This window comes from Bernardetia sp. ABR2-2B (genome assembly GCF_037126435.1).
In the GTDB taxonomy this organism is placed as follows: domain Bacteria; phylum Bacteroidota; class Bacteroidia; order Cytophagales; family Bernardetiaceae; genus Bernardetia.
Genome location: NZ_CP147020.1, coordinates 420,740 through 439,077 on the forward strand (window position 1 = coordinate 420,740; position 18,338 = coordinate 439,077).

16 protein-coding genes are annotated in these 18,338 nt (G+C 31.7%); 6 read left to right on the forward strand and 10 right to left on the reverse strand.

The features are described from left to right. Positions 1 to 212: 212 nt before the first annotated feature. A complete protein-coding gene (locus WAF17_RS01695; protein WP_338765455.1) occupies positions 213 to 965 on the reverse strand; it encodes an SDR family oxidoreductase in 753 nt (250 codons plus the stop codon). Positions 966 to 1,027: 62 nt separating this feature from the next. Continuing rightward, positions 1,028 to 2,752: a dynamin family protein gene (locus WAF17_RS01700; RefSeq protein WP_338765457.1), complete on the reverse strand. Its 1,725-nt coding sequence runs from the start codon at positions 2,750 to 2,752 to the stop codon at positions 1,028 to 1,030. Positions 2,753 to 3,060: 308 nt separating this feature from the next. Between WAF17_RS01700 and WAF17_RS01705 the strand changes: the two genes are divergently transcribed. Beyond that, on the forward strand, positions 3,061 to 5,403 hold the full coding sequence (locus tag WAF17_RS01705; protein WP_338765459.1) for a T9SS type A sorting domain-containing protein: 2,343 nt from the start codon (positions 3,061 to 3,063) through the stop codon (positions 5,401 to 5,403). 107 nt (positions 5,404 to 5,510) lie between these two features. On the opposite strand, the gene WAF17_RS01710 is transcribed toward WAF17_RS01705, so the two are convergent. The 4 genes from WAF17_RS01710 to WAF17_RS01725 form a co-directional block, all read right to left on the reverse strand. Continuing rightward, entirely contained in the window at positions 5,511 to 5,948 is a 438-nt protein-coding gene (locus WAF17_RS01710) for a nuclear transport factor 2 family protein (RefSeq protein ID WP_338765461.1), read from the reverse strand. Positions 5,949 to 6,039: 91 nt separating this feature from the next. Then, positions 6,040 to 6,483: a hypothetical protein gene (locus tag WAF17_RS01715; RefSeq protein WP_338765464.1), complete on the reverse strand. Its 444-nt coding sequence runs from the start codon at positions 6,481 to 6,483 to the stop codon at positions 6,040 to 6,042. 79 nt (positions 6,484 to 6,562) lie between these two features. After that, a complete protein-coding gene (locus WAF17_RS01720) occupies positions 6,563 to 7,855 on the reverse strand; it encodes a dihydroorotase (protein ID WP_338765467.1) in 1,293 nt (430 codons plus the stop codon). A gap of 64 nt (positions 7,856 to 7,919) precedes the next feature. Continuing rightward, complete coding sequence (locus WAF17_RS01725; protein ID WP_338765470.1) at positions 7,920 to 8,288, reverse strand: hypothetical protein; 369 nt, start codon at positions 8,286 to 8,288, stop codon at positions 7,920 to 7,922. A gap of 128 nt (positions 8,289 to 8,416) precedes the next feature. On the opposite strand from WAF17_RS01725, the gene WAF17_RS01730 reads away from it, so the two are divergent. Then, on the forward strand, positions 8,417 to 8,923 hold the full coding sequence (locus WAF17_RS01730) for a hypothetical protein (protein ID WP_338765473.1): 507 nt from the start codon (positions 8,417 to 8,419) through the stop codon (positions 8,921 to 8,923). Here WAF17_RS01730 and WAF17_RS01735 read toward each other — a convergent pair. Continuing rightward, positions 8,911 to 9,405, reverse strand: a complete 495-nt coding sequence (locus WAF17_RS01735; protein ID WP_338765476.1) for a DUF4385 domain-containing protein — start codon at positions 9,403 to 9,405, stop codon at positions 8,911 to 8,913. The genes WAF17_RS01730 and WAF17_RS01735 overlap by 13 nt on opposite strands. A gap of 101 nt (positions 9,406 to 9,506) precedes the next feature. Continuing rightward, positions 9,507 to 10,127 (reverse strand): hypothetical protein, encoded by a 621-nt coding sequence (locus WAF17_RS01740; RefSeq protein ID WP_338765478.1) that lies wholly within the window; start codon positions 10,125 to 10,127, stop codon positions 9,507 to 9,509. A 363-nt stretch (positions 10,128 to 10,490) separates the two neighbouring features. Here WAF17_RS01740 and WAF17_RS01745 point away from each other — a divergent pair, with 363 nt between their 5' ends. The 3 genes from WAF17_RS01745 to WAF17_RS01755 all read left to right on the forward strand — a co-directional run bounded on the left by WAF17_RS01745 (position 10,491) and on the right by WAF17_RS01755 (position 15,484). Beyond that, positions 10,491 to 11,168, forward strand: a complete 678-nt coding sequence (locus WAF17_RS01745; protein ID WP_338765481.1) for a hypothetical protein — start codon at positions 10,491 to 10,493, stop codon at positions 11,166 to 11,168. Positions 11,169 to 11,519: 351 nt separating this feature from the next. Next, on the forward strand, positions 11,520 to 13,502 hold the full coding sequence (locus WAF17_RS01750) for a flotillin domain-containing protein (RefSeq protein ID WP_338765485.1): 1,983 nt from the start codon (positions 11,520 to 11,522) through the stop codon (positions 13,500 to 13,502). 617 nt (positions 13,503 to 14,119) lie between these two features. Then, the gene (locus tag WAF17_RS01755; protein WP_338765488.1) at positions 14,120 to 15,484 is read left to right on the forward strand and encodes a Mur ligase family protein; all 1,365 of its coding nucleotides are present in this window, start codon (positions 14,120 to 14,122) and stop codon (positions 15,482 to 15,484) included. 117 nt (positions 15,485 to 15,601) lie between these two features. Here WAF17_RS01755 and WAF17_RS01760 read toward each other — a convergent pair whose 3' ends face one another. Together WAF17_RS01760 and WAF17_RS01765 are read right to left on the reverse strand one after the other, a co-directional pair. Continuing rightward, positions 15,602 to 16,495 carry an OmpA family protein gene (locus WAF17_RS01760; RefSeq protein ID WP_338765491.1) on the reverse strand — a complete coding sequence of 298 codons (894 nt, stop codon included), beginning with the start codon at positions 16,493 to 16,495 and terminating at the stop codon, positions 15,602 to 15,604. Positions 16,496 to 16,650: 155 nt separating this feature from the next. Beyond that, complete coding sequence (locus WAF17_RS01765; RefSeq protein WP_338765494.1) at positions 16,651 to 17,673, reverse strand: hypothetical protein; 1,023 nt, start codon at positions 17,671 to 17,673, stop codon at positions 16,651 to 16,653. Between the two features lie 98 nt (positions 17,674 to 17,771). Between WAF17_RS01765 and ruvC the strand changes: the two genes are divergently transcribed. Beyond that, entirely contained in the window at positions 17,772 to 18,326 is a 555-nt protein-coding gene (gene ruvC / locus WAF17_RS01770) for a crossover junction endodeoxyribonuclease RuvC (RefSeq protein WP_338765497.1), read from the forward strand. The last annotated feature ends 12 nt before the right edge of the window (positions 18,327 to 18,338 follow it).

Sequence of the window (18,338 nt, forward strand, 5' to 3'; positions counted from 1 at the left end):
ATAGTAATCATAAAACCGATAGCTCGGCGAAGCCAAATCACTCGCTAATCAGTCATTACTTATATTTAATTTTGTGCAGTTACTTAAGCTGAATTAAATATAACAAAACCCACGACGGCTTTAGCCCTCAACGAAGCTAATTTTAATTGTGGGAAAAGAGTCGCAAAACGATAAAAGTGTCCTTAGTGCTATTTTTAGGATTTTAGTTCATATCAAATATCTCCAAGCTGTGGACGCATTACAATCTCCTCTACAACCGTCTGATTTGAAAGAGAATAAACAGAATAAATAGAATCTGCAATATCACTTGAAGGCATAAAACGCTCTTCTGGCAAACCTGCCCCTTCCCAACTTGATGTATAAGTAGGACCAGGCATAACCGAAGTAACTTTCACATTGTGTTCTTTTAGTTCTTCACGCAGAACCTTTGTCATGCCATGAAGTGCAAATTTAGAAATACAATAACTTCCTCCATTTGGATAAGCTGTAATACTTGCCGTCGAACAAATATTAAATAAATATCCATTTTTTCTTTCTACTAAAATAGGAACTAACATTCTAGTTAAATGATAGGCACTAAAAAGATTTGTATGTATTTGCATTTCAAAATTACCTTCTTCTTCTTCTAATATTTTCCCTGGTACAAACACACCTGTATTATTTACCATTACTTCAAAGCCTTTGGTAGTGCTATTTTCCTTTTTGGCTTCTTTTTCATTGAGTAAAATGATTTTCTTTGCATATTCTCCAAAAGAAATAATATCTTCTTTTTTAGATAAATCAGCTTGTCGATAATATAAAACAACAGGATTTTCTTTGGTAGAATAGTTGCCTTCTAATTCTTCTTTGAGCGCAAAAAGTTCTTCATTATTTCTTGAACATGTGATTACATCATGCCCATTCTGCATAAATTTTTCTAAAATTGCTTTACCAATTCCTTTTGTTCCACCAGTTACGAGTATCATATTCTTTTTTTATTTTAATTATACAATGTCAAATAGAATTTTTTATCGGTAATAACCAGAGATTAAATTAATTCATCTAAAATCTTTTCCAATTCTCTATCAATTGTTTCGTATTGATTTTTGAGTTCTGTAATCTGTTTTTGTTCCATTTCCATCAACAAATCAAAATCTTTGAAGTTAGCATCAATTTGATTTTTTAGATTAGCAATGTAAGTAGAGAGTTTTAGATAAATTTCTTCTTTGAGAGCTTGTTTTCCTTGAGCAATTTGTTCACGGTATTTCTGCATAATCTTTTGCTTCTTTACCATTACCGTAACACCAGTAAAAAAAACTCCCACAGCCGTAATAATTCCACCTGTAATATCAAAAACAGCTCCCTGTGTAAGAACCATTAATGCTGTTCCGATAACAGCCATTCCTCCTCCTGCCAAAAAATTGGTTGAAAAGCTTGTTTCTTTTGGAAATAATTCTTTCTGTACAAAGTTTTCAGTTTCTTTAGTAAACTCATGAAATTCGGTTTGTAAATCCTGCAAAACTCTGCTTCTACGGTCAGCAATATCTCCAAAAATAGCGTGATTTTCTTTCAGAATTTTTGGACTATTGTTAAGCTGCAAATCAATCATTTTTGCCATTTGCTGTATTGTATCTGCAATGGCTGTAATTCCTTCTCCTAGTTTGTCAGTTAGAGTTTTGGTAAGATTGCGTTCCAAATCTTGCGCTACACGCTCAAACCACACTTTTACGGATTCTTTATCGGAAAGCATTGATTTGAAAGATTTTCCCAATAAATTAAAAGGATTCAAACCTTTATTGATTTCTTGTTCAGTTTCTCTCGTTATATTTTCATATGCACCCAAAATATTTTCTATCAATACATCTACTTGATACAATGATTTTTTTTCTTGTTCATTAAGTGTTTTCTTTACATCTAATCTGAATTTATTATCAGCTTCTAGCTGTTTTTCTCTAAGACTTACTCCTTCTTTTATTCTTGAAAGAATTGTTTTTGAAGTATCTATATTGTTTTTGAGCTTTAAAAGTGGCGCACGTCCTCCTGTAATATTTTCTTTGATGTACTCTCTTATTCCTGCAAAATTACTTTCTTCATGACTTCCTTCTTTTTCTAATTTGGCAGAAACAGCAAAAATTTGAGGTTCTAATAGTCCTTTTTTTTCTGCATGTTTTCTTACTCCTTCAATGTTTGTGTTTAAATCAGACTCATTTAACAAATCGGATTGTTGCAAAACAAAAATTATTTTTTTTCTCCAGTCTTTATGAATAAAATCAAAAAAGTCCCAACTAGATTGGCGATAAGGATTTTTAGCTTCAAAAACAAAAACAATCAAATCCGATGAGGGAATAAAATCTTCTGTGATTTTTTGGTGTCCTTCCGAAATGGCATTCGTACCAGGAGTATCAACAATAGCAATTTCCTTTAAAATATCAACAGGCAAAAGAATCTTTTTCAAATGTGGATTCATTACCAAAATCTGTTCCTCATCGCCATACAAAATCTGCTGTACTGTGTCTGTACAAGGGTCTGGCGCAACTTTACAAATATCTTTTTCGGTTTCTAAGAGCGCATTAACAAAGCTGCTTTTTCCTGCTTTTACTTCTCCCACCACCACAAACATATATGGCTCATTGATACGCTGACGAAGTTCGCTGACCGTACTAGAAAGCTCCTTACTCTCAATATCTTGAGTTAGTTTGTGGAGATTTTTGATAGTTTCATCTAAACGAAGACGAAACTTTTGAAGGCGTTTGTCTATAATACGGCTTTTCATTGATTTTTTTGTATATTTAGTAAAAGACAAATTCGTTTTAAAACAATTGTATAAGTTCCTACGAAGCTACTAAAAAAAGGTGGAAATATAGAAAATATTTGTAATTCTGCTTATTTCTAGCCTCAAAAGAATAATTTCATTAAAAAAGCACACCATATAAAAACAACCTTTTTAAGTTTTAGTTAGCATAACTAATTAATGGCTTAAATTTTGTTTTTTTTAAAATTAATACAACCCAAAGTAATGGTCATTTACTCAAAAATACTCTAATACCTTATCAGAGAATACAAGCCTAAATATAAAATACTATGAAAAAAATCACACTACTATTACTTTCCTTCTTATTTTTTGTCAGTTTTTCTTCTTTTGGAGAAGGAACAGCACAACTAATGCCGACTGGTGATATTGCTCCTAGAATAACATTACAGATTTGGGATAACAATGCTGCTGACAGAAATTCTTTTACTTATGGAGCCCCTGCTAATAAACGCTTATATGTACATGCAGAGGCTGGAGAGATTGTTTACTATGGCTTTGGGGCGCAACTAGATGGAAATAATTTACACTATCGCATTCGTCATTTTGATACTTTAAATTCTATAGTTGTTACAACAGTAGCTAATACAGCTGTACCAACTGCTGGAGCTGGATTTATTACTAATTATAATAGAGCAGTAGCAGGTCCTAGAACACTTGTAGGTAATCCTACAGGATATAATGATCTTTCTTTTGTAGCTCCTCGTTCTGCAGATTATTGGATAGAATTTAATATTGGAGCAGATCCCAATGTTATTGCTAGAAATAAAAGAAGAATTGATTTTTTCGATATAACAGTATTTAGTTCTACTGCTACTAATAGAGATCCTGTTACTGGTATTGTATTGGGTAGGTTATTTTCCCAGTCTTGGGATATAAATTGTAATAGTGGAGACAACCCATTTTTAGGAACTATGTTTCCTTATACTCCTGATAGAATTACTCTAGGTATTGACTTTAATGGTATTCGTCCTTTTGGCTTTACCATTAATATGAATCAGTTTGGAACAAGAAATACAGGGAATACAGCAACAGATAGACTATCTCGTGGGGGAAATGAAAGTTTACCACAATATCCTATTTTTTTAAACAACCCTGATTCTATTGTTTATCCTACTGGAAGAATTCCTGACTTAACTATTTCTGAAGTAGAAGCAAGAGATTGTGGCGAATACTTTGTCCGTATAGAGATTAATGCTGCTGGTTTTGTAGAATCTTTATTAGATTTTCATCCTGTTGGAGCTCCTGATGGATTATACACTCCTGGAACTGAAGATGTTTTATTGAATGGTGGATTTGTTCCTGATCCCGTTGCTCCTGCTGTAACAAGTATAGTTTATATTCCTTGGGACGGGAATGATGGTTTAGGAAATCCTATTCCACAAGGAACAATAGTTGATTTTATTGCTTATGTACAATCTGGACTTACTCACCTTCCTCTTTTTGACGTAGAAAATCATACGGGAGGATTTAGAGTTAGCTTAGAACGACCAACTTATGATATTGGAGGAAATATTGTGGCTGACCCTGCCTTATTTTGGGATGATCAAACTATTTTGGGAGACACAAGAAATTTGAATGGTGCTACTTCTCCTGCTCATACGTGGTCTGGAGAAAACAATGATACACGTAATACTTGGTTTTATATCAGACGGGTAGAACAAGCTAGTCAGTTTACTATGGATAGGTTAGACTTTGAACTTGTAGATAATGGCTCTAGTGGTGTATGTACAACAGGACAGAATAATGAATTTAATAATATTACTTTTGATGTAACTATCAATCCTACCAAATATGAGGCGTGGCAACTTAATTATGCTACTGTAATTAATAACTCAGGTTACACATTAAATTTAGTAAGTGTAGATAGTTCTGCAGCACCTTATAATACAGGTCCACCTGAAAATCTCCCTCGTAGAGATATTTTTGTTACTTATGAGGTAGTGCCTGACCCAGAAACTACTGAGCTAGACTTTAACTTTATTGTTACTGGTAATGTTCCTAATTGTCCTGGTGCTGTAACTTCATCAACTAATGTGTTTTGTGATGATATTCTTCTCCCTATTACTTTATTAGATTTTAATGCTCGTCATTATTCAGATAATAGTGTTTTAATAGATTGGCAGACTACAAGTGAAAAAGATAATCAAGGTTTTTATGTACAAAGGAGTACCAATGGACAAGATTTTAAAGATATTACTTTTATAGAAGGCAAAGGAACAACAAATAATCAGAGTTCTTATGAATTTATTGATGAAGAGTATTGGACTGGAACGGCTTATTATAGATTAGCTCAACTAGATAATAATGGAGAAATTAATCTTACCAAAGCTGTGAGTGTAGAACGAAACTTCTCAAACAATCCATTTACACTCTATCCAAATCCCAACAGAGCAGGAGGAGAACTAAACTTAAGAGGAATTACAGATAAATCTTCTATTCAGAGTTTACAAGTAGTGAGTATTACAGGACAGCAAGTTCTTGTCAATCCTAATCTCAAAATCACCTTTGATGGAGTAGCTATTGATTTACCTCAAAAAATGGCTAAAGGAGTTTATATCGTTCAGTTTGTTACAGAATTTGGAATGCAGAATTATAAATTTGTAATAGAATAAGTCATTATATTTCTATAAAAAAAATAGCTATTTGATATTCTTCAAACAGCTATTTTTTTTATTTATGAATTATATTTGGAAGGTAATTAGTCTAAGCTTGTTATTCTTTAGCTAGAATGGTCTGCAATAATTACCCATTCTTTCTTTATTTTTTTCCAAATCAATGTAAAATGACCTTCTAAATCTTCTTTTTCTTCTCGTTTGAGATGCCATTTTCCAATAATAAAAACGTGTTTTTTGTCTAACTTTTTAAATGAAAGAATATCAAATTGAAGTTTTCCCATAGTCGCTGTATCAGGATATGATTTTTTATAACGATTCAAAGTAGCTTCATATCCATACGTAACTCCGTTCTTTCCAATAAATTTTAAAGAATCAGATTGCCAATATCCATTCATAAATCCTTCTAAGTCGCCATTATTCCACGCTTTCTGTTGATTTTGAAAGATTTCTATGATTTTACTTATGTCTTTTGACTTTACGTTTTGAGCAAAAGAGCTTAGAGAAACAGAAAAAAGTAAAAATAAAACGAGTATATTTTTCATGTAATTTAGAAGTTTATGTTATCGATAAGAAATATGGATTATTAAATATATAAACAGGTTCAGAGTCAGCAGCAAAGACAATAATCCAAAATTACTCTAAAAGATTAATAGTTCTACTAAACCAGTTTTTATCGTAAATTTTTATAATTTCTCTATCATTACTTGAAGATAAGCCATGTTTATATTTGTAACATAAATCTTGATTAGTATCAAAATAATTGAACCAAGAATAAGTAACTACACCTTGTTTAATATTCTTAATACTTCCTAAAAAGATAGATTTTTGTTCTGAGGAGTATAAAATAGACAGAGAAATAGAACATACAAATAATAGAACTATTTTGCTCTTGCTTATAAAATAAATTGTTATTAGGGAAAATAAACTAACTAAACTGAAAAATATAGGTGGTATCTTATATAAATTCTCTTGCAATTGACTAGGAATATTTATTATACCAACTGGTAAGTATTCTATTAATCCTAATGATAAAATTAGTAAAAGATAGAATATATTTTTACAATTATTTTTCTTCATCTTGTATATTTTATTGAACATTTTTGACTTATCTAAATAGCAAAACCACTATAACAATTTTCACTTATTTTATTCTAAACTAAGAAAATGTTATTATTACTTTGCCTTTCAAATTATTTTTCAATTCAAAAAATGGCGAGTTTTTAGATTTTGATGCGTTTGCTTCTTTTCTAAACTCCCATTCTTGGTTAGGATAAAAGACTGTCAAATTTACTTTTTGTCCTTCTTTGATTTGAGGTTGCTCTAGTTTTAATAATTTTCTTGGATTGGTAGTAAACTTTTCTACTAATTTTTCTACACTCAAAACGTGTTCAGTTTGCTTTCTAATAGCTGCAAAAGCCGTTTGAAAATTAATTATTCCAAATTCTGCCAAATCAAATTCTAACTTTTTAGTTTCTTCATCATGTGGGTTATGGTTCGAAACAATAACATCAATCGTATTATCTTTTAAACCTTTCAAAATAGCTTCTCTATCATTTTGGGTGCGAAAAGGAGGAAAAACCTTCAAAAATGTATCAAAAATAAATAAATCCTTCGCCAAATCTTCATCTAAAAAAGAAATCTGATAGGCTGCTATATCACACGTAACTTGTAATCCCTCTTGTTTTGCCTTTCGAATAAGTTCTACACTACGAGCCGTAGAAATAGTAGAAAAATGAATCTTTCCACCTGTATAACGCAAAATTTCTAAATCTCTTTGAATCATCATTTCTTCAGCAATGGATGGCAATCCTTTCAAACCCAGTTTTGTCGATGTGATGCCTTCGTGCATCTGTCCGTTAGCAAGATTTTTATCAGAAGGAAGTTGCATAACAAGTCCATCAAAAGCCTGTGCATATTGTAAAGCTCGGAGCAAAACGCCAGTATGAGAAATATTCTTCAAGCCATCCGAAAAAGCAACTGCTCCAGCTTTATGAAGGTCATACATCTGTGTCATTTCCTGCCCTTCTGCCTTATGTGTAAGGGCTGCAATGGCTAAAAACTCTACTTTTGAATTCATTTTTTTATTTTCTTGCTCTAAAAAATAAATATTTTCCTTGCTTTCTATTACTGGTTCTGTATTCGGCAAAATAGCAACCTGCGTAAAACCTCCCAAACTTGCAGCTTTACTTGCTGTGTTGAGCGTTTCCCTATGCTCCATCCCTGGTTCGGTTACTAAGGCACGCATATCGCACCAACCAACTGAAACAAAAGCATTTTCACAATCTATTTTTTTATAATTTATAGGAATTGTTATAGAAGGATTATATTCTCTAAGATGCGTAATTTTTCCTTCTGCAATTCCGATACAAAACTCTTTCTTAGAATCGTATTCTGTATCAATAATTTTCACTTTTGGAAGCCAATATGCAGTTGTGTGTTCCGATTGCATTCTGATAAATTGATGATGATGATTTTTAGTTGTTGATGTAAAGGTAAAAACTTTGTTTGAAATTTTAATCCATTATATGAATTTCTATACTTCTTCCACCAGAAAAAATACCTGTTGGCTCTAGTGTTGTAATAAATTTGACTCTGTTGTAAGGTAAATAAATGGTAGTTTTGTTTCTTTTATTTTCTATAACAAAATAATTTTGTTTGAAAACGAACTCCAAAAAAGGCGAAACAAGACAAACTGCTGGTTTTTGGACACTAGAATCTGTTGTTAGGATATGAGTAACAATAGATATTTGACGAAATTCTTTTAACTCTAAACTCCCTAAAATTTCTTCACAAGAATTTTTGTCTAATTGAGCAAAAACAGAAGAAAAAGAAAGTAAAAAAAAGAGTATAAAAGTAGAAACAGATAGTTTAACAAAACTCATAAACGATAGATTTAGTAATTCATTTGAGATAAATTTATAGTTAAGATGCTAATTACTAAACTTAGTTGCACAAAAATCATAAATTAATCCTAGTTTAAAAAAATTCCTTAATTTTATAATCCTTAATTATGTCTCCTATTTTACTTTCAAATCTACTGATTACAGCTTTTTTAGTTGGACTTATTTGGTTTGTTCAAATTGTCCATTATCCCATCTTTGAAAATGTAGGCAAACAGAACTTCCGAAACTTTCACTCTGCACATACTACACTGACAGGAAAAATAGTAATTTTACCTATGCTCATAGAACTTGGATTATCGTTTTGGCTAGTTTGGGAAGGGTATGAAGTAGATAATATTCTTCAAAACAATTATGTAGGTGAAGGTATAAGAAACAGAATGAGTAATTTTTATTCTTTTTCTAGTATTGCTTTAGTCTTTACTATTCTACTTTGGATTCTGACAGCTTGGATTTTTGTTCCTCTACATGGAAAACTAATCAAAGGTTATGATTTACAGCTTATCAAAAAACTTGTTTTTAGAAATTGGTTTCGTACATTTTTTTGGTCTTTACGACTTATTTTATTGATATATATGACTTTAGAAGTAACTAATAATTTGAATTACATTGAATAATTTTCTTGAAACTCCTTTTTTTGCTTCAAATATTCCTTATTCTCTTTTGCCAAAAACCATTTCTCTTTAAAAATCCTAGCAGATTCTGCTTTTATAGGGTCTTCTTCCTGACGTTCTAATTGAGGTCTTCCATGCGAACCACTTTGTCCTTTTTTATCTTTCGGAACTTCTCCTTTGTATTTTCTTCCTCCTTTATAATTGGCATATCTCCGTGAACGAGTATAACCCATCTGTAAAAATTTACGAGCCATATCTGCGCCTACAAAATCTTCTTCTTTCAAATATGACAGAAATAATTGATAAATCTTTTCAGAAGATTCTTTCGCTATTTCAGGATTTTTAAATCGCCAAAAAGGTAATATTTCAGATTTATAAGGTTCTACCAACAAAACACCTTGCTCTCCTTTACCAACAGCATAAAGCTCTGGATTTTTACGTAAATCAAGTTCTTTGTAATTGAGTGAATAATCAAATTTCTTCATAACAGATTTTGCTTTTTTAGATAGTTAAACTACTGATAAAGTTAAATTGTTAAGACTCTCTTTTTCTAATAAATTATATATTCTTTCAGCTAATTTCACAATCAAATTTTTTGACGATTAGCTCTTTTTTTTGTTTTGTCATTAAATATATTCAGTAATAGTGAATTATAAATAGGTATTTTGCCTATTTCCCATTCTTTAAAGCTATTTTCAGATAATTTATAAGAAACCCATAATTGATTCTCCTGCTTCCTATCTTGTTGTAATATCAAATAAATACTATCTTGTTTGTCCTTTGAAAAAACTGTAAGATGGATTTCTTCTCTAGAAAGGTACTTCCGTCCATCATTTAGTTTTAGTTTTTGCAAATACAAAGAGAGTGTATCTGCCAAATCTAATGTTAGTTCAGTGTTTTCTACTTGTAAAAGTATTTCATTATTTTCTATAAATGATTTTACTTCTGTTCCTGCTTTCTGATAAGAATAAGAATGCAGTAAAGCCAAGCCACCTCCCATTAAAAAACATAGTACAGAAAGAGTAATTCCTATTATGGTAAGTTCATTTTTTAAATCTAATTTACTTAAATGGTGAATGGTCATTTTGAGTGAAAACCCTGCACCACTAGAAAAGGAAAGTAATAAAAACCCAACTACTCCTAATAAAGTAGATGGCACGAAAAAATAAAGAATATGTTCAAAAACAAAGTCTGCGATTTGTAACATGATTATTTGTTATATTAAAAATTTTGCTCTACAAAGCTAAAAGTTTCTTAATACAATTGGAAAGTCAAATTTAGTTTTTTGCATAAAAAGCATCATCAAAAATCAATATTAAATCAAATTGTTAAAAATATTTTAACAGAATAATCTGCTCTAAATGAGCAGATTAGCAAAATTATAATTGGAATAGTTATTGCAAAACAAAACCTTATTTTATTTTTTTACGTAAATATAACCACAAACACTTTAAGTCATAAGTTTTAAAAACTACAATTACTTTAATTAAAAGGTTAAACTAACTTTAAAACAAGTTTTGTATATTTACATCTATTTACGACTTACTAAACTACAAAAAAAATTACTGCCATGAACGAATTAATCACACTTTTAGAAGCTCCTTATAATTTAGTTTATGGAGTATTGGGTGCAATTTCTGTCGGAATCTGGCTGATGTCTGCCATCGGATTATTTAGTCATAGTGCGATAGAAGGTTTTTTTCCTCATCCACATCTTGACATTGATGTAGATATAGACGTTGATTTTGATGCTGATGGTGGAAGTAATTTTAGTTTAGGTGATAGTTTTCTTACCTTTTTGAGTGTTGGGCAAGTTCCTATTTCAATAATACTTACCATCTTGTTTTTTATACAAGCAATTATTGGAGTTTGGATGAATCAGTTTGCTATCAATCAATTAGAACTTTCTTTATCTTGGCAGCTTTGGACAATGTTTTTTGTCAATTTTGGAATTTCTTTTTTTGTAGCTGTTTTTATTGCAGGATTTTTATTAAAACCCATAAAACCATTCTTTAGAGATTATGGAATTGTCAGAACAGCAAATAGCTTAATAGGAAAGGTAGCCATTGTTTCTTCCTCAGAAGTTACAGACAAATTCGGAACTGCTATCTTTAAATTAGATGGAGGAGATATTGTTGATATTTCTATTCGTGTAGCCGAAAAAGGTTCTGTATTCTTAAAGAAACAAGAAGTAGTCATTGTAGATTTTGATAAAGAAAAAAATCTATATTTCGTGATGTTAAACTAATTTAATTACGAGTTAGTAATTCGAATGACGATAAAATTATTTATAATATATTCTATTCTTAATTTATACTATTCTTTTCTCTTTTGAGAAACTCCTTCTCACTTCTTCTCATTCCTAACTGTGAATTACATTTTATGGTACGATGAATTCTTGATTCGTAATTTTTAATTCGTAATTCGTAATTGATTCAACTCCCATGTGAACTTTATATGCTTTCGTTTTGCGAAATTTATTTTCGTACTGCTTTTCTTTTGCCATTATTTCATAAAAATTTCTTTTCTTGTAAAGGAATCTATTCAAAATGAAAAGCAATCAAATTTATTTATCTACTTTTAATTTAATCAAAAAAATATGAACGCAATTATTTTGCAATCCAATGGCATAAATGGTATGCCCACCTTTGTTTTTGTCGCTGCTGGTGTTATTCTATTTCTAGTTTTTCTAGTAGCCTTGCTTAGAGCTTTCTTAAAGAAGGCAAGTCCTGGTACTGCACTTGTAAAAACAGGTTTTGGACTTCAAAAAGCCTCTATTTCTACTAGTTCGGCTATCGTTATTCCTCTTCTTCACAAAATTGAAACGATAGACTTGACTGTCAAAACGGTCAGAATAAGAAGACGTGAACACGAAAGCCTTTCTTGTAAAGATGGTATTCGTGCAGAAGTTGAAGTTGATTTTTATATCAAAATTAATGCAATGGACGAAGATATTCGTCGTGTAGCAAGTGCTGTAGGCTGTGGGAGAGCTTCTGATATTAGTATTCTTAGAGAACTTTTTGAAGCTAAATTTTCAGATGCATTAAAAACAGCAGGTTCGAAACTGACTTTTGATTCACTTTATCAAAACCGTACAGAGTTTAAAAAGGAAATCATGAAGGCTCTAGGAGAAGATGAAGATTCTGATGTGATTTTGAATGGATATAAGCTAGACGATGTAGCTATTCAGTATTTGGAGCAACTTCCTCTTTCTCAACACGATGACCAAAACGTTTTGGATTCGCAGGGTATTAAAGAAATAGCTCAACGTACTGCATCACAAGCAGAGGCTGCCAACCTTCGTTTACGTGAAAAAGAAGTTCGTATTGCAGAACAAAATCAAGCTGCCGAAACTCGTCAGTTAGAGATTACCCAAGATTTGGAGTTTAAATCTGAAAAACAAAAACGTGAAATTGCCGAAACTGTATCAAAAGAAAATGCTTTAGCTGAAAAAACAAAGCAAGAGCAGGAGTCTATTGAGCAACAAGCTGTTATTGCTAGAGAATTAGCAATTAGTTTGGCAAGTCAGAAGAAGGAAGAGCAATCTATTGTAGCTACAAAACTAAGAGAACAAGCTGTTAGTGTAGCTGATGAGAACAAAGAAAAAGAGATTGAACTGGCTCGTATCCGTAGAGAAAGTGAAGTAGCAGAGCAGTTGCGTGAAAAACTCAAAATGCTAGAAGAAACAGCAAAACAAGAAGCTGAAAAAATTAGAGCAGAAGAACAAGCACGTACTGTACAAGCTGTTGAGATAGCAAATCGTGATAAGGAAATTGAAGTTATTAAGGCAAAACAGGAAGCAGAAACACAGCTTACCAACCAGCGTGTAGAGGCAGATATTAAAGCCTATAACTTGATTAAGAATGCACAATCGAAGCAAGAAGCTGCTGATTTAGACTTAAAAACGGCTGACAAACAAGCTCAAATTGAAGTTATTGAAGCTGATAAAGAAGCAAAGAAAGAACTTATTGCCTTCAATGTAGATGTAGATGCAGAATCATATCGTTTGAGAACAGTTGCACAAGCAAAATTAGAAGCTGCCGAACTAGAAAGCAAGGCTGCCGATTTGCAATCGCAAACTATCAAGCAAATTGGAGAAGCAGAAGCAGAAGCACTTTTAGCCAGAATTGAAGCTCAAAACAAAGTGGGTAAAAACCTTATCCTTGCCGATGCAGTTAAAGAGCTTATTCCATTATTGCCTACCATTATGGAGAAACTTATGGCACCAGCAGAGAAAATTGATAGCATCAAATTCTTGAATATCAACGGAATGCAATCTGGAGCAGGAGTAGCTCAAAATGGAAATGCTGCCAACGGAAATGTATTTGGAGGAGGTTCTTCGCCAATGCAAAATATTATGGGAACAGTTATGGGAGTTGGAATGGCAGTTCCGATGCTCAAGGAAGTTGTCAAAACCATAAAGTCAGATAATGAATATGGCGATGTTTTGGAAATGGTGAGTAGCATTCCAGGTGGAGAAAAGCTTTTGAGTTTTATTGAAAACTTCAATGAAGCTGAAAAAGCTAAGGAAGAAGAAGCTAACAAAGACGATGACGATGTTTCTGATGTTGAGTATATGTAATTTTTGATTTCATAAACTCATTCTAGCTCTCAAAACAGGGTTTTCTTATAAAAAGAAAAAAAATGCCGTTGTTGGTGTTTTATGCGATAGCGACACCAACAACTACAACTTGAAAATGGAGGTTTAAAGTATAAAAAAAGACCTAATAGTTTTTTATAAGAAAACCTTGACTCTCAAAATTACTTTTGTAGTTTTGAGAGTTTTTTTTAACCATCATTGAAGCTTTGCTATCAAATGAGGATTAACTATAGGCATATAAAACTCCTTTAGAATCTGATAACACATACCACATTTATAATCGTGGTATTGATTATTGATGGTTGTAATTTGTTTTATGAGGAAAGAAATTACTCTTTTTTCTTGGAGAAATACGCAAAATACGTTTCTCCTGTATCTTTTCCTTTTTTTTGTGCAAGAAATAGAAGTTAAATAACTTACCGTTTTTTAGATTACAATCAACTGATAATCAGCATTTTTAATTCGTAATTATCTCTAAAAGTATTTTTTATAAAAATTCTATTCTTAAAATTTTATGAAATAACGTATATTTGTCTCTATAAAATTTTAATAACATTCGTTTTGATACAACGAATTAAAGAAAAATCACAGTCAGAGATATGAATATACATTTTATCGGAATTGGAGGAAGCGTTATGCACAATATCGCTATCAGAGAAAAACAGAATGGAAATACAGTTACAGGCTCGGATGATGCTTGGTATGACCCATCTGAAAGCCGTTTGAAAGAAAATGGCTTACTTCCTCAGAAAGAAGGTTGGTTTCCAGAAAACATCACTTCTGATTTGGATAAAATAGTAGTAGGAATGCACGCAAAGGCAGATAACCCAGAGCTTTTGAAAGCACAAGAATTAGGAATCAAAGTTTATTCTTATCCAGAATATATCTATTCTCTTTCTGAAAACAAAGAACGTGTAGTGATTGCAGGAAGCCATGGCAAAACCACCATTACGGCTATGGTTATGCATACATTGAGACTTCAAAGCTATCATTTTGATTATCTAATTGGTGCTTATGTTGAAGGTTTTGATTCTACGGTTCAGCTTTCGGACGCTCCCATTATCATTATTGAAGGCGATGAATACCAAACATCTCCATTAGACAAAACACCAAAATTTTTACATTACAATCATCATATTGGCGTTTTGAGTGGTATTGCTTGGGACCATGCTAATGTATATCCTGACTTTGAAGAATATAAAAAACAGTTTCGTTTGTTTGCAGAGAGTTCGGTAAAAGCAGGTGCATTTATTTATAATCAAGAAGACGAGTTGGTAAAAGAAATAGTAGAGGGCAATGAAAAAATTCACTTTGATACTATTCAATTGCCTTATGTTACGCATCCATCAAGTGTAAAAGATGGAAAAACATTCTTAAAAACAGAACTAGGACAAATGGAAGTGTCTGTTTTTGGAGAACATAACATGTCAAATCTCAATGCTGCAAAAATTGTTTGTAGAAGATTAGGAATTAGAGAAAGCCAATTTTATGATGCAATGATGTCTTTTAGAGGTGCTTCAAAACGTCTTGAACTAGTCGGAGAAAATGAACACATGCATGTTTTTAAAGATTTTGCTCATTCGCCTTCCAAAGTAGAAGCAACTATAAATGCAGTAAAAAAACAATATCCAAAACAGCGTTTGACAGCCTGTATGGAACTACATACTTTCAGTAGTTTGAATAAAGATTTTATTGGAGAGTATGCAAATACAGCAAAATCAGCCGATATAGCAGCTGTTTATTACAATCCTGATTATGTAGAAAAGAAAGAATTACCAGCAATTTCGAAACAAGATTTGAAAGATGCTTTTAAAAGACAAGACTTAGAAGTCTTTACTACGGTTGATGAATTAGAATCTTTTTTGGTAGCTCAAAACTGGAAACAAAACAATCTTTTAATTATGTCTTCTGGAAAAATGGGAGGAATGAATATTGAAAGCCTAGCAAATCAACTTTTAGGATAATTTAAATAAGCTAATAAATACCCACGAATAAGTTCGTGAGTATTTATTAGCTATTTCAAAAGCCTCTTTGCCGTTGTTGGTGTTTTAGCGTAGCGACACCAAGAACAATAAGCTATATTACTTTTCCAAAAGCTCAAAAATTTCATCTAATTTTGGTAAGAGGACAATTTCTATTCTTCTATTTTCACTTTTTCCTTCTGCTGTTTTGTTACTCGTAATAGGCAAATATTCTCCGTGTCCAGCTGCAACAACACTTTGAGGAGAGATTCCATTTTCTACCAAAATACGCACTACCACAGAAGCACGTAAGGCACTAAGCTGCCAATTGTCTTTAAAAGGCAGTTCTGCGCCAGTTACAGGCATATTATCAGTGTGTCCTTCTACCCAAATATCCAAACCAGAAGCATTATTTTTCAGTAAAGCAGCTAATTTTTGAAGTGCTTTTTTTCCTTCTGAATTAATATCAATACTTGCCGTTTCGAAAAGAAGTTTGTTAGAAAGTGAAATATACAAACGACCTGATTTTTCTTTTACTGAAAAAGATTCTTTGTTTAGCGAACTAAAAGCTGTTTTGATAGACTTTTGTAGTTCATTGGATTGTCTCTGACGCTTATATTGTTTGTTTTTAAGTACAGAAATATTTTTTTCCTTACCCAAAATTTCACCTTCTTTTCTTGCAAGTTCTTTTTCTTTTTCTTGTAATTCTTTATTTAATAAGCTATTCTCATCTACTATTTTTTTAGCTCTTTTTTGAAGGCTATCTAGCTGATAATCTTTTGTTTGTAAATCAACAATTACACCTTTCAGAGAATCCGAACTTTGAAGTAATAGTTTTTGAGCTTCATAAAATTGTCTTTTTATACGTTCATTTTCTTGTTCTTTGCGCTCCACTTCAGCTATTTTTGCTTTGTATTTTTTAGGACTTACACACGAAAATGCTATTATACTCAAAAAAGAAAATAATAGAATAGATAAAAATGATTGTTTAATAGGTTGTATTTGTAGATTCACTTTTTTGTTTGTTTTAGAATTTAATGCTAGTTGAGAATTTTGAAGCGAATAGATAGAATTAAAGCATAAGAAGGTTTAACTGTATTTGTTGGTATCGCTATGCTAAAACACTACAAAGGCAGATTTTCTATTTACTTAGCTTATTAAAATACCCTCTATTGATTTTGTTTTGTTTTGGTATTTTTCAAAATCAGAAAAGAACCTATCAAGACAGGAACCCCAATATTTATAATCCAAAGTACAAATGTAATAGTTACTACTTTATTTTCTCCCAAAGTTCCAAAAAAATAAAGTGCCATTGCTTCCCTAACACTAAGCCCTACTAAAAAACCACCTACTGGCAAGATAGATTTGGCAGTAAATAAAAGGCTAGAGCCAACAATTATTTTTTCAATAGACAGTAAAAAACCAGATGCTTTGAATATCAAAATCATCTGTAATAAAAAAACTCCATAACGCAATAAAGCAAAAAAAGTAGTTTTAAGAATATCCTTTTGAAAATATTGACTTATCGAATAAAGATTTTTTTGTAACCAAAATATACTTTCTGTTCTTAATTGTCTGATAAATTTCCCTTCCCTCTTGATTTGTGTCTCTCTGCCTTGTTCATTATTCTCACTAACGAACATTTCTTTATACGAATACTTATTATAAAAAAATAATCCTAATAAATAAATCAAAATCCAAAAGACAAATAACAAAAAAGTAATTGAATTACTAACTTTTAAGAACTGACTTACTCCATAAATCCCTCCTAGCATCGTTACCCAAAACTGCAATCCTCCATTTACGAGTAAAGCACCAGCCGAATCAAAACGATTTTTTTGAGGTAGATTTTTTGCTCTTCCCAAATAATTACCTAGAGGTAAAAAAGTTGCTAACGTCAGACCTACCCAAACACTTTCTAAAGATTGAAACAAATTAATTTTTGCTAATGATTTTATCAAAATTTGCCACTTTTTGGCTTCTAAAATCCAATTTACAAACATTAATGCAAAAACTATCGATAAAATTGCTTTATTTTTTTGCAATTCGTTCCATAAATCTGTTATTTGTAAAAAAAAAGATTGATGATTTTTGATTTGAGAATATAAGTATGCCCAAGCCAAAGTCATCAATACAAAATTGAGAAGATTTAAAAAATACTTTTGCCTATTTTTAGTAGTACATTTTTTCATTTACTAATTTTATAAAGTAGAAACTAATCGATAAACAAAAAACGCACTACTTTTAATTTACTCTTACAAAACAACACTTAGAAAGTGTCAGTTACTTTATGAAACCAACTTCTTTTGACCAAATTATATTAGGAATCGACCCTGGAACTGTTGTTTTGGGATATGGCGTTTTAGGAATTAAGGGCGATAAAATGTATTTAATTCAGTTTGGTGTCATAAAATTAGCGCAATGGAAAGACCATTATGTAAGGCTACAAAAAATTTATGATAGAGTAAGCACTATTGTTGAAGAGTTTAAGCCTCAGCAAATGGCTTTAGAAGCTCCTTTTTTTGGTAAAAATGTACAATCTATGCTCAAATTAGGACGAGCGCAAGGCGTTTGTATGGCTGCTGCACTTTCTCGTGGTGTTGCAGTAGAAGAATATGCGCCTAGAAAAGTAAAACAAGCCGTTACAGGAAAAGGAACGGCATCAAAAGAGCAAGTCGCAAGTATGTTGCAAAGTCTTCTTTCCTTTGATGAAATCCCAGATCTTTTAGATGCTACCGATGCTGTGGGTGTGGCAGTTTGTCATTATTTTCAGCAAAATGCACTCCTTCCAAAAAGCACTTCTTGGGCTGCTTTCTTAGAAGAAAACCCAGATAGAGTTAAATAAATTTAGAAGTCA

Bases quoted from the DNA above. Each gene is read 5' to 3' on its own strand.
- WAF17_RS01715 (WP_338765464.1), bottom strand. From the start codon at position 6,483: ATGAAGAAAAATAATTGTAAAAATATATTCTATCTTTTACTAATTTTA.
- WAF17_RS01750 (WP_338765485.1), top strand. From the start codon at position 11,520: ATGAACGCAATTATTTTGCAATCCAATGGCATAAATGGTATGCCCACC.
- WAF17_RS01755 (WP_338765488.1), top strand. From the start codon at position 14,120: ATGAATATACATTTTATCGGAATTGGAGGAAGCGTTATGCACAATATC.
- WAF17_RS01730 (WP_338765473.1), top strand. From the start codon at position 8,417: ATGTCTCCTATTTTACTTTCAAATCTACTGATTACAGCTTTTTTAGTT.
- WAF17_RS01740 (WP_338765478.1), bottom strand. From the start codon at position 10,127: ATGTTACAAATCGCAGACTTTGTTTTTGAACATATTCTTTATTTTTTC.
- WAF17_RS01720 (WP_338765467.1), bottom strand. From the start codon at position 7,855: ATGCAATCGGAACACACAACTGCATATTGGCTTCCAAAAGTGAAAATT.
- WAF17_RS01735 (WP_338765476.1), bottom strand. From the start codon at position 9,405: ATGAAGAAATTTGATTATTCACTCAATTACAAAGAACTTGATTTACGT.
- WAF17_RS01700 (WP_338765457.1), bottom strand. From the start codon at position 2,752: ATGAAAAGCCGTATTATAGACAAACGCCTTCAAAAGTTTCGTCTTCGT.
- WAF17_RS01745 (WP_338765481.1), top strand. From the start codon at position 10,491: ATGAACGAATTAATCACACTTTTAGAAGCTCCTTATAATTTAGTTTAT.
- WAF17_RS01725 (WP_338765470.1), bottom strand. From the start codon at position 8,288: ATGAGTTTTGTTAAACTATCTGTTTCTACTTTTATACTCTTTTTTTTA.
- WAF17_RS01705 (WP_338765459.1), top strand. From the start codon at position 3,061: ATGAAAAAAATCACACTACTATTACTTTCCTTCTTATTTTTTGTCAGT.
- ruvC (WP_338765497.1), top strand. From the start codon at position 17,772: ATGAAACCAACTTCTTTTGACCAAATTATATTAGGAATCGACCCTGGA.
- WAF17_RS01695 (WP_338765455.1), bottom strand. From the start codon at position 965: ATGATACTCGTAACTGGTGGAACAAAAGGAATTGGTAAAGCAATTTTA.
- WAF17_RS01765 (WP_338765494.1), bottom strand. From the start codon at position 17,673: ATGAAAAAATGTACTACTAAAAATAGGCAAAAGTATTTTTTAAATCTT.
- WAF17_RS01710 (WP_338765461.1), bottom strand. From the start codon at position 5,948: ATGAAAAATATACTCGTTTTATTTTTACTTTTTTCTGTTTCTCTAAGC.